An 11888-nucleotide genomic window follows, 5' to 3' on the forward strand; every position below is an offset into this window, starting at 1 on the left:
CTTTAATTTCCTCTCTCAAGTTCATTTTAGTTGGATTTAAACTGGCGATGGGGTGTTGCAGGGCTTTCATTCGACTCTAAACAGAACGTTCGACTTTGGCTAGAGATAGCCAAAGTTACCAATGTACCGATATTGAGTGGCACAGTTGCCATCACTGTGCTTTGCACATTACAGTGGCAAATGTTGCCCGTCTTACTATTTCAATGGAATGTAAAAGAATAATGAATTTAATCGGTTACATTGGTTCGGCTCGCCAATACTTGCGAAAGCTCAGCTTACCATCACTGAGTGACATCCGTTTAGGTTTGGGCAAGTTCTGGCGCTGTCTTATCCTAGGGGTTGCTAAGTTATCCTTTGCGCAAAAGCTGTATCTTATTGCTTTGATATTGGCTTTTAGTAGTGAGTTAATGGGGTTGGTCGCTGTGATTGCCGTAATCGCTATGGCTATCGAGTTTTGGCCTGTGTTCGAGCGGGTTTGGCACAGTTTGGCGGGCAAAGCTGTGTTGTTGCTGTTTTATGCGATGATTGCCAACTTTGCTTTGGGCTGGTCTGGCGCGATAGTCAACGAAGTGGTTGGGGTCTCAGCAAGCGATCTCAATTACACCCATAACTTAGCGATTTTACTCTATATGCCCGCTTGGTTTTTGATGGTAAGCGCTATCGTGCTGCTGGCATTACAGTTGATTATTCCTATCTATTTAATATTGATCTTTTTGCTTAAACCTTTAGGCGTCAAATCGTTACGGCTTACCTCGCATGCTTCATTCCGCAAAACGACTTTTTTGATCCGTATCGTGCTAGCGACTGTGGTTTTGTATCACTTGAGCCTGTTAATTGATTTAGAGACGCGCATTGAAACCTCATTTGGCAACTTTATTACCTCTCCCCAAGAAGCCGCTAAGCATGCGCCTCGCGAGCCTAAATCGGGACGGTTGCCGGATGCGACCGATGTGCTGACGGTACCGATTGTAGAGCTAACTCAGACTGCTCTTGACTCTGAAAGCGATAAATCGAGCAAGGCTGAGAATAGTAATGATGACAGCGAGCTGGAAGAGGAAGAGCGCAAAAAGGCCTACGCCTCGGTGCGAACTCAATATCAGTACTTAGTGCGGCAATGGCTAGCTACGTTCGCATTTTCACTTGAAGCCAATGGCCGCTCGCGTTGTAAAAAGCCTGCCGAGTCGAATGTGATTGAATTAAATGATTACGAGATATTGTTGATCACACCCGATAAGAATGCGGATTATGGTTATCGTTTTGAGGTGGAAAAATGTATCTCGGCCGCGTTTCCGCTGGCGGTGAAGGGTAATTGAGTCAATTATTAAAAAGCGACCACAAGGTCGCTTTCGTTTTATCGGCTAAATCAGCTTGAGTTGACTATCGTGCTATTCAACCATCACGTTATTTAATAATCGCATTATTCAATCAGCAGCTCATCGAAGCTGCTGATTTTGCGGAACTCGCCAGTGCGTTGCTTGCTGTCGCGAACCATTTGGCAGGTCATCATACCCGCAGCGTCGGCAGCCTTTAATTCTTCAATAACATCAGACACAAACAGCACTTGTTTGGGGCTTAAGCTGATGGTGTTGAGGATATTGCAGTAAGCCTGCTTATCTAATTTGTTGCCCGTGCGGGTGTCGAAATGGCCGTTAAACATTTCAGTTAAATCGCCGCCGTCACTGTGGCCGAACAACAGTTTTTGCGCGTCGACAGAGCCGGATGAAAAACTGTAAATACGCAGATTTTGTGCGCTAAAACGTTTCACCGCTTCAATAAAGTCCGGGAAGATATGGCCCTTAAATTCGCCATGGGCATAGCCTTGTTTCCAAATTAACCCTTGTAAGGTTTTAAGTGGCGTAGCTTTACGGTCTTCGTTGACCCACTGTTGCAGGATCTCAGTTACACGCGCTAAGTCAGCCTCGGGCTCTAGGGCGATATCTTTAGTGTCACAAATACAGTTTTCAACCAATACATTGTGTTGGTTCTGTTCTAAAAAGTCTGGCAAGGCTTTGACAGAATAGGGGAATAGTACATCTTGGATAAAGTTTAGGTCTGTCGTGGTGCCTGCTGTGTCTACGACTATGGCTCTGATACCCATAATGTTTTGATACTCCACAATATGTTGGCTAAAAAATGCAACTCCGATCCTAAGCGTTATTGGTGAAATTGGCTAGTCTATTTCACCCAAACACATGGGCAAATTGTGGGTGATATCACTAAGCGATAAGATTGAAATTTGATTAATCTAGTAATTTTAAAAGCTTATCCACTGATTATCCGAGAAAACACTAACTTGATACTGGATTTCATCTCGTTTATTGCGCACAAGTTTGTGGTAGACATAAGACTATGGTCTTAATAGCTAAGGGAAATTTAGGCTGCTATTGTAGTTAAAGTCTCTTTACTCCTTTATACCTTGCATGCTGTGGTTTTCGGGAGACGAGACAGCATATTTCACCTGCGAATAGAGAGACCTTACATGAAATATTTACCCGCACTTGGCTTTGGTATCCTATTAGCCTTATTGAGTTTTATCAGTTTCTCATTGGTCGCCAGCGCAGGTTATATGTTGGACATGTTGAGTGCGGTGCCTCACATCTCGCATAACAGTGTGGAGTATCTTTTATTGGCGGCTCATGATGCGAGTTTGCTGATATTGCTTGCAGGTTTAGTGCTTTATGCTTACCACAGGATCTTTCCTAAACTTCCCTTCGATTGGTTTACCGCTGTGCTTATCCAAATGCCGCTTGGCTTGGCGGTACTGGTATTAGATGGTTTTACTTTAAACCTGTTTTCATTCAAAGGTTTTGCACTAACGCTGACCACTTTAGCCGCTTCATTTGGGGTGTTAAGCCTCTTTTGGTTGCTTCAACGTAGAGCTAAGCGCTTCGAGGCGAGGTTGAGTAAATAAGCAGAATTTACAGAACATAGCGTAGGCGCAGTGCCGTTTGTTCAACAGGGGATAACGCGAGCCACTGTTCTCGGATTTCCACGGCTTCCTGCGGATAGTCGGTAATGAGCACATCGGCTCCCAGCGCCAACATGCGCAGCATTTGCCGTGGATTATTTACTGTCCATACATGCACTTGCTTACCTCCTTTGTGTGCTCTGGCGATAAATTTTTCGTTAGTAATCGATTGATTGACCGCTAAGAATTGTGTATTCGCCTTAATGGGATCGCCAATGGATTGAGTGACGATAAGGCCTGTGTGAATGGAAGGGTCGAGTCGTTGCACTTCTTCAATGGCTCTTGCTTCGAGCGATGTAATCACCACTTCTTGTGTCATTTTCTCTTGTTGCAATAAGGCGACAACGGCCTGCGCTAAGCTGGGATCGGCTTGATTATATTTAAGCTCAATGTTTAAACCTATTTTGTTGCGTGCCTCATTAAGCATCTCTAGTAGTGTTGGTACGGATTCCCCTGCAAAAGTGGCACTGTGCCAGCTCCCCGCATCAAGCTGTTGCATTTCGCTCGCATTGAGGTTGGCAACTCGCCTTGGATCGCCCGCTATGCGCATTAAATCAGCATCGTGCAATACCATTAAGGTGCCATCGGATGCCGTTTGCACATCGATTTCGGCATAATCCGCCTTTTCTGCAATCGCTAAACGCAAAGCCGCAAGGGTATTTTCTGGTGCCCTAGCTGCGCCAGCACGGTGTGCAGTAATCAGGATGTCATCCCTTTGTGGTTCACTATTGAGGGCATATACCCCTAATCCCAACATGATTAAAAAAGTGCCGACCAACACCCCACTTATTGTATAAAGCGACAGTTCAGACGTTCTTTTTACTGTTTGTCGCCCAAGGCGTTCTAACCCTGCGGGTTTTTCTCCCAGCTGGCGGTATAACAGCAATATGATAAAGGCTTCGCCAAACATTCCGAGTAAGGACCATGCCGCGCTGAGCATAAAAATCAGTGCAGAAACGAGGGCCAATATGGCTAATTCTGCCGAAAGTGTCAGCGTAACCCTATCGAGTAAAGTATCGGCTCCCCAGGAGATCAGCAGTATTAAGGGATACACCAAAGCACCTATCCTCAACCACCAACCCGCAGCGTGCCACATAATCGGGCGTTCATTGCCTGCGCTTAATTGCCAACTGCGTTTGAGTGCCGTCAAAGCATCGGTCGTTTCACTCACAATAATCGTCAGTGAAAAGGCCGCTTTGGCCCACAGATATAAGGCAACAAGGACATAGATTATCGCTAAGAAGGCCATACTCGTTAAGGCGAGATACCAGTCTATAGGCTTAAAATACAAGTAGTAATTGATGTCGTGTCCCTGTAGAAACACGCTGAAAATCAGATATCCTAGTCCGATAAAAGGTACGCTGAGCAGCAACAAGCAAGCCGCATAAATGCTACCAAGGCGAATAAATACGGGTAAGCGCGCAGTCGCGAAAATCAGCGCCCGCACTGGGCCAATGGGAATATCGTATAAGCCAGATGCTGCGAGAATCGTGACTCCAGCACGTTGGGTAAAAAACACGGTAAAGCTGCTGAATAGAGTAATGACCATAAACAGCAAGCCATAGGGAGACATGGCGAAGGCGATTAAGTCGTAATTGGTGATGGTGACATTGCCCGTTTTGGCAATCAGATGGCGCAGTAGCCAACCAAAAGACGGAACGATAATACCCGCCGACACTAAGGTGAATAACAGTTCAAATTCAATGAGTTTTCTACCGCAGCGACGAATGGCTTTAAGCGTGTCATGCCAGTAACTGTGTTCAGGATTGAGCATGCAGCTTCCTTAATCGTGCGAGTGTAGGACTGTAATTTAGCAGCGTTTCAGGTTGACGGTTAGTCATTCGTGCAATGTTTTAGGTGTGGGTAGTTCGTTAAAGTCTTCTTCTCAATGATTTTACAGAAGACCTATGGGTACCGGATTACATTCGACAATGATTAACAGTTCTGCTGAGTGGCTACTCAAAGCGTTGAATATCTCTTGGCCAACCAGATTCTAAGGTGGCAACTCTTCAGTGGGGCGTTGCATAGTTGACATGCATGTCAATAGTGTCGATAATGTAGGCAACAACTAACCCTTCTGTCACGCGTGGCATTGCGACCCCTGATGGTTGGGAGATAAAGCCGGCGAAAGCCGGTTTTTTCATATCTAAAGGAATATACTAGTTTGAAAACAAGGGGTTATGTCGATGGATATAACTTGTATTACGGTTGTTTAAGAAATACTAGCTATAAATGGTTAGATTTAAAAAAATTATTCCTTACCTATATTCTCCCCAGTTCCGTTCCGTTTCCATACACAGTAGATCCTATTTCGATTAAGTTTTATACTGCGAAAATTTTAGAGAAAGCTAGGCGAGCCCATGATTCTGTCGCTGATCAAGATGCTTATCATAGAGCATTGCGCATGGCCTATTCTGATAAGAGTGTTGAGATTATCGAAGGATATTATTCGATAGATCAAGTTTCTGCTTATTTGATTGATTCTAATAATCCTAATGTCTGGCCGAGAAATTGCCAGCGTGCGAATATTTGGAAGTTAGAAGAAAAACAGAGTGATGTTAATTTAGCATTGGATTCAGTTGTAGATGCAATACTCGATCCTGAACTTGAACACATTGTTTTTGTAACGAATGATACCGATATCGTCCCCGCATTACGTAAACTAAAGCAAGTAACAACAGCTAAAATTGGTCTGATTATCCCAACTCGAAAATTAGAAAGAAGTCCAAATGCAGATTTAGCCGAGCTTGCTGATTGGACGAGGACTCATATTACTACTGATGAATTGAGTCTTTCACTGTTACCTCGTTCAATTATTGGGTTAAAAAAATCTGTGAATAGGCCTATTTCATGGTTTGGTCAACCAGCCATTGTTAATGATATTTTACATGTTTTAGAAGAAGTCATTCCTAGTCCTGCAAAAAGATGGAAATGGTTAGACGAGGTAAAACCTAGTCCAGAGGGATTACCTGTTTTAAGTGATATCCCAAGTAATTTATTAGACTTTGAAGAAACTGCTTTGGATGTTTTAATACATGCAAGAGCTTATGTTGAATACCGAAAAAAAAGTAACTGATTCACTCTGTACCAGACTGACTCATCACACCGCTAAAACCCGCCATTGGGCTCTACATTTGCTATTAGAACGCATTTTTTTACCCTAAAATGAATCAAATTCCTTAAGAACGGATTCAAGTAACTTTGATGACGGCACATTATCAACATAACGAGTTTGTGATGGTGGCGCAGTTTCCTGTAACGCAAATTGCATCAGGCTAATGGCCAAACTAGGTCATCAATATGCACGGGAGTTGATTAGATTAAGCACTGGTTTGTAAGTGACCGTTCGTGACAGGGAGGTCACGGTCGAGCCCTCAAGGATGAGTTTATGGCGCGTCACTGGAAAGCCAGTGCTTAATCATTTTCTGATTATTTGCACATTGCCGCACACTCAGTACAGGGTTGCTTAGTTGACACAATCAACTAATCTCGATATTGTTGATACAGTCAACTATATCGAGAGCCTTCTATGTCGTCATTGTCACTCAGTGAAACTTTGCACAGATTAGTGCATGCCTACAAAAAGCAATTGCGTAGCGATATTGCTGCACAAGAGATTGATTTACCTGTCACTCATATCCGTGCCTTGAAGGGCGTGTGTCGCAATCCTGAATCGACAGCTCAGTCTATTGCCCTGCGAATGCAGCGGGATAAAGCGCAAATTACCCGTGTTCTTAATGAGCTACAGCAGAGCGGGTTGATCACTAAAATCGATAACCCTAAGGATGGCCGCAGCCAGTTACTGCGACCCACGGCTGAGGGGGAAAAGATCATGACTCAGATCAATGCCTCAGAACGTAAAACCGTGGCGCGCATGACGCAGGCGCTCAGTTCAGACGAAGTCGATACTTTTATTAAACTTGCCAATAGGATCAGTAAAAGTGTGGATGATGCCGCTGCCGCCAAAAGTGAAACTGATTGCCTTACTCAAAAAAGACCATCTAGTAAGCCAAAAGATACGGCTGGAAAAGGAGCCATTGAGTTGCGCTTAACGGCAGAAAACGCAATAGGAGAAAATCATAATGAATAAACCTGCACCACGTGAGCTAGAAGTGATCCGCTCGACTTATATCACTCCGCATATGTTACGCATCACCTTAGGCGGTGCGGGATTGGCTGGATTTCCTGCCGATCAAGAGAGTGCCTATATCAAGTTGTTATTCCCACAAGCGGGTGAGCGTCCATTAATGCGAACTTACACTATCCGCCAGCAACGCGATGATGAAATCGATGTGGATTTTGTATTGCATGATACCGACGGCCCTGCATCGAGTTGGGCGAAAACGACGCAGGTGGGCGAACTCATTCAAATTGGCGGACCCGGACTTAAAAAACTGATCAACTTTGAGGCGGATTGGTTTTTACTCGCAGGTGATATGACAGCCTTGCCCGCCATTAGCGTGAATCTGGAAAAATTGCCAAAAAATGCAGTGGGTTACGCTGTGATTGAAGTGTTGAGCGAAGCCGACATTCAGCCTCTTGTGCATCCCGAAAATGTTGAGCTGCATTGGGTGATTAATCCTGAGGCCGATCCCGAAGGTCGCCCTTTGGTTGAGCGGATTGTCCAATTACCTTGGCTTACTGGCGAGCCTGCCGTGTGGATTGCTTGTGAATTCAACAGTATGCGCGCGCTAAGAAGACACTTCAAGCAAGCGCATTCATTACCTAAGAGCCATTTTTACACGTCGAGCTATTGGAAAATAGGCTGTAACGAGGGCGAGCATAAGCTGGTAAAACAAGAAGATGAGCAGTTAGAAAATGGGGCCAGTGCTTAAGCTTAAATCCTGTTCTTAAACAAACCGAGCCATTAAACAAAATAAGGTCGCCAAGTTTGATTTTGCGACCTTATTTTATTCGCTACTTATGCCACATTTGCGGCGAGTACGCGCATTTTACTGATGCACTAGCTTGCCATTCTTCACCACATCTTTGCAGGGATTGACGCCGTAGCTGTAGGCCAACTGCGCAGGCGTGGCGATATCCCACAGACAAAAATCGGCTTGTTTGCCAACGACTAAACTGCCAACCGTGTCTTCAATTCCTAGTGCTTTGGCGGCATTTAAGGTGAGTCCTGTTAGGGCTTCTTCTGGCGTTAAGCGGAACAAGGTGCAGCCCATATTCAGCATCAACAGGGTTGAGCAAATGGGGGATGAGCCTGGGTTGAAATCGCTGGCGAGCACCATAGGTACGCCGTATTGGCGCAGTAAATCGATAGGTGGTTTTTGGGTTTCCCGCAAAAAGTAAAAGGCGCCCGGCAGCAGTACGGCGCAGGTGCCGCTTTCACTTAAGGCTTTTACGCCCGCCTCATCTAAATATTCGATATGATCTACAGACTTAGCACCAAGACGTGCGGCCAGTGCACTGCCGCCCATATTGGTTAACTGCTCGGCATGGAGCTTAATCTCTAAGCCCGCCGCTTTGGCTGCGCTGAGAACCCGTTCGGTTTGCTCAAGGTTAAAGGCGATATTCTCGCAGAACACATCCACTGCATCGGCAAGATTTTCGGCGATCACGGCGGGCAGCATCTTATTGATAATTAAGTCGACATAGCCGTCGCTATTGTCTTTATACTCAGGCGGAATTGCATGGGCGCCAAGGAATGTGGTCTTCACATCTACGTGGTGATGTTTGCCGAGCTCGCGGGCGACACGCAGGATTTTCAATTCAGTTTCAGTATCTAAGCCGTAACCCGATTTGATCTCAACCGTAGTAACTCCTTCTTTGGCGAGCGCGTTTAAACGCTGACGGCCGAGTTCAAATAATTCTGCTTCATCCGCTTCGCGGCAGGCCTTAACGGTCGAAATAATGCCGCCACCTGCACGAGCAATTTCTTCGTAACTGGCGCCCTGTAGGCGTAACTCAAATTCATTGGCGCGATTACCGGCAAAGATTAAGTGGGTGTGGGCGTCAATTAATCCTGGGGTGATCCAACCGCCTTTGCCCCTGTAAACGGGAATTGACAAAACATCGAAGGCGGGCAGTTCGCTGCGGGGGCCAAGCCAAGCAATTTTGCCATCTTTTACTGCGATGGCCGCGTTGGCGATCGCACCATAAGGTGCTGATACGGAAGGGTCCATTGTGGCTAAGTTAACATCTATCCAAACCTGATCCCAAGACATGTATTCCCCTCGCTGTGCTGGCAGATGTTAACCAAGTGATTAACGGTTTATTAAATTTATGTGAGCTGGCTTGTATTTGCTTGTATATACAAGCTAGGATTGTAGCCGCAATTTTGAACGTTTGAAAGAGTGAATAGTACCTAGATTCTAGCGCTTTATATTGAGGAAATGTTTTGGCTACTCCTAAGTTTGCAGAAATTAAGCAATACATTATCTCCTCTATCGAGTCGGGTGAGTGGGAAGAACATGCTCGCGTACCTTCTGAGAATCAGCTTGCCGATTTGTTTACCTGCAGCCGAATGACGGCGCGACGTGCGCTAACCGAGCTGACGGATAGCGGTGTGCTTGAGCGTTCTCAAGGGCTAGGCACTTTCGTCGCAGGGTGTAAATCCCAGTCGTCTATGTTGGCGATCCGCAATATTGCCGATGAGATAAAAGACCGCGGCCACGGCTATAGCGTGCAGCAATGGGTGTTAGAACAAGTCGCGGCGAGTACGAGTATCGCAATTTCCCTTGGACTTGAGCACGGTGCGACAGTATTCCATTCGATCTTAGTGCATTGCGAGCAGGGCTTACCGTTGCAAGTTGAAGAGCGTTATGTGAATCCTGAGCTGGTACCCGATTATTTATTGCAGGATTTTACCCAGCAGACACCCCACGAATATTTGTCCCAAGTGGCACCGCTGACCGAGGCGCATCACACGATTGAAGCGATTATCGCCAGTGAAGCATTACAGCAAAGGCTCGAAATCCCCGCCACTGAGCCCTGTTTACAGATTTTACGCCGCACTTGGTCACGCCAAGGCGTCGTGAGTTTCGCAAAATTAGTTCATCCAGGTAGCCGTTTTAAACTCGGCGGCCACTTAACCTTTAGCAAGTAACGCCAGTGGCGTGATTAACAGATGTAAATCAGTAACTTTGATAGCTGTACCCTTATAAGTTAAAAGATAAAAACATAATAAAAACAATAGTGCTAACCCGTATTAGCGACTTAGCGAATACGAGTTAGCACCACAGGTTGAAAGAGGAAAATTCAATGGATAAGCGCCACGACCCAAGCCGCCGTATTATTGCACCGCATGGCACACAATTAAGCTGTAAGAGTTGGCTCACTGAAGCGCCAATGCGTATGTTAATGAACAACTTACATCCCGATGTCGCCGAGCGCCCAGAAGACTTAGTCGTCTATGGTGGTATCGGCCGCGCCGCCCGCGATTGGGACTGTTACGACAAAATTATCGAAGTTTTACAACGCCTCGAAGACGACGAAACCTTATTAGTGCAATCGGGCAAACCTGTGGGCGTATTTCGCACCCATGCGGATGCACCGCGCGTACTGATTGCTAACTCAAACCTAGTGCCACATTGGGCGAACTGGCAACATTTCAACGAGTTAGATAAGTTAGGTTTAGCCATGTACGGCCAGATGACGGCGGGTTCGTGGATCTACATTGGTACTCAAGGCATAGTCCAAGGTACTTACGAGACCTTTGTGTCGGTCGCAAAACAGCACTTTGAGGGCATCTCTAAAGGCAAATGGATCCTTACTGGCGGGCTAGGTGGTATGGGCGGCGCACAAACGCTGGCGGGCACTATGGCCGGCTTCTCAGTGTTAGCCTGTGAAGTCGACGAAACCCGCATCGATTTCCGCCTGCGTACTCGTTATGTTGACAAAAAAGCCACTTCGCTCGATGAAGCATTAGCCATGATTGAAGAAGCGAACCAAGCTGGCAAGCCAGTATCAGTGGGCTTATTAGCGAATGCCGCCGATGTGTTTGCTGAATTAGTTAAACGCGGCGTTACCCCAGATGTGGTGACCGACCAAACCTCTGCCCATGATCCATTAAACGGTTATCTGCCGCAGGGTTGGACTATGGCTGAGGCTGCGGCCATGCGTAAAACTGATGAAGCGGGCGTAGTGAAAGCGGCGAAAGCCTCGATGGCGGTGCAAGTACAAGCCATGCTCGACCTGCAAACCGCGGGTGCAGCCACGCTTGATTACGGTAACAACATTCGCCAAATGGCGTTTGAAATGGGTGTTGAAAATGCCTTTGATTTCCCTGGTTTTGTACCTGCTTATATTCGCCCACTGTTCTGTGAAGGCATTGGCCCGTTCCGCTGGGTGGCGTTATCTGGCGATCCCGAAGATATCTACAAAACCGACGCTAAAGTGAAAGAATTGATCCCAGATAACCCACACTTGCACAATTGGTTAGACATGGCGCGCGAGCGTATCGCCTTCCAAGGTCTGCCAGCGCGTATTTGCTGGGTTGGCTTAAAAGATCGCGCTCGCTTGGCGTTAGCTTTCAACGAAATGGTCAAAAATGGCGAGTTGTCGGCGCCCGTGGTAATTGGTCGCGACCACTTAGATTCTGGCTCCGTGGCTAGCCCGAACCGCGAAACCGAATCTATGCTGGACGGCTCAGATGCAGTATCCGATTGGCCATTACTGAACGCACTACTCAACACCGCTAGCGGTGCAACTTGGGTATCTTTGCACCACGGCGGCGGCGTCGGCATGGGCTTTAGCCAACATTCGGGAGTGGTCATTGTGTGTGACGGCACAGATGCGGCGGCAAAACGGGTTGGCCGTGTGCTGTGGAATGACCCAGCGACAGGCGTGATGCGACATGCTGATGCGGGCTACGAGATTGCGAAAAACTGCGCCAAGGAGCAGGGCCTCGATTTACCTATGCAAGACTAGCCGATGCTAACGACTCAATAACAATAATAACTAAAAG

The 11888-nt window shown here is 46.5% G+C and carries 10 protein-coding genes; 7 read left to right on the top strand and 3 right to left on the bottom strand.

The window, feature by feature from the left end; translation table 11 throughout:
* Positions 1–221: 221 nt before the first annotated feature.
* A complete protein-coding gene (locus KO531_RS16375) occupies positions 222–1313 on the top strand; it encodes a hypothetical protein (RefSeq protein WP_219251706.1) in 1092 nt (363 codons plus the stop codon).
* A 104-nt stretch (positions 1314–1417) separates the two neighbouring features.
* Here the strand turns inward: KO531_RS16375 and mtnC are convergent, their stop codons facing one another.
* Entirely contained in the window at positions 1418–2098 is a 681-nt protein-coding gene (gene mtnC / locus KO531_RS16380; protein ID WP_105253037.1) for an acireductone synthase, read from the bottom strand.
* Positions 2099–2479: 381 nt separating this feature from the next.
* On the opposite strand from mtnC, the gene KO531_RS16385 reads away from it, so the two are divergent.
* On the top strand, positions 2480–2911 hold the full coding sequence (locus KO531_RS16385) for a hypothetical protein (protein ID WP_113941233.1): 432 nt from the start codon (positions 2480–2482) through the stop codon (positions 2909–2911).
* A 7-nt stretch (positions 2912–2918) separates the two neighbouring features.
* On the opposite strand, the gene KO531_RS16390 is transcribed toward KO531_RS16385, so the two are convergent.
* Positions 2919–4742 carry a glycerophosphodiester phosphodiesterase gene (locus KO531_RS16390; protein WP_219251707.1) on the bottom strand — a complete coding sequence of 608 codons (1824 nt, stop codon included), beginning with the start codon at positions 4740–4742 and terminating at the stop codon, positions 2919–2921.
* A gap of 390 nt (positions 4743–5132) precedes the next feature.
* On the opposite strand from KO531_RS16390, the gene KO531_RS16395 reads away from it, so the two are divergent.
* The 3 genes from KO531_RS16395 (at position 5133) to KO531_RS16405 (ending at position 7803) form a co-directional block, all read left to right on the top strand.
* Positions 5133–6044: an NYN domain-containing protein gene (locus tag KO531_RS16395; RefSeq protein WP_219251708.1), complete on the top strand. Its 912-nt coding sequence runs from the start codon at positions 5133–5135 to the stop codon at positions 6042–6044.
* A 453-nt stretch (positions 6045–6497) separates the two neighbouring features.
* The gene (locus KO531_RS16400; RefSeq protein ID WP_113941237.1) at positions 6498–7058 is read left to right on the top strand and encodes a MarR family winged helix-turn-helix transcriptional regulator; all 561 of its coding nucleotides are present in this window, start codon (positions 6498–6500) and stop codon (positions 7056–7058) included.
* A complete protein-coding gene (locus KO531_RS16405; RefSeq protein ID WP_219251709.1) occupies positions 7051–7803 on the top strand; it encodes a siderophore-interacting protein in 753 nt (250 codons plus the stop codon). The genes KO531_RS16400 and KO531_RS16405 overlap by 8 nt, the downstream gene beginning before the upstream one ends.
* Before the next feature lie 117 nt (positions 7804–7920).
* Here KO531_RS16405 and hutI read toward each other — a convergent pair whose 3' ends face one another.
* Positions 7921–9147 carry an imidazolonepropionase gene (gene hutI / locus KO531_RS16410; protein WP_219251710.1) on the bottom strand — a complete coding sequence of 409 codons (1227 nt, stop codon included), beginning with the start codon at positions 9145–9147 and terminating at the stop codon, positions 7921–7923.
* Between the two features lie 173 nt (positions 9148–9320).
* Between hutI and hutC the strand changes: the two genes are divergently transcribed.
* Together hutC and hutU are read left to right on the top strand one after the other, a co-directional pair.
* On the top strand, positions 9321–10028 hold the full coding sequence (gene hutC / locus KO531_RS16415; RefSeq protein ID WP_212600830.1) for a histidine utilization repressor: 708 nt from the start codon (positions 9321–9323) through the stop codon (positions 10026–10028).
* Between the two features lie 155 nt (positions 10029–10183).
* On the top strand, positions 10184–11851 hold the full coding sequence (gene hutU, locus KO531_RS16420) for a urocanate hydratase (RefSeq protein WP_212600829.1): 1668 nt from the start codon (positions 10184–10186) through the stop codon (positions 11849–11851).
* Positions 11852–11888: the final 37 nt, after the last annotated feature.

This window comes from Shewanella sp. NKUCC06_TVS (assembly GCF_019345515.1).
In the GTDB taxonomy this organism is placed as follows: Bacteria; Pseudomonadota; Gammaproteobacteria; order Enterobacterales; family Shewanellaceae; genus Shewanella; species Shewanella oncorhynchi.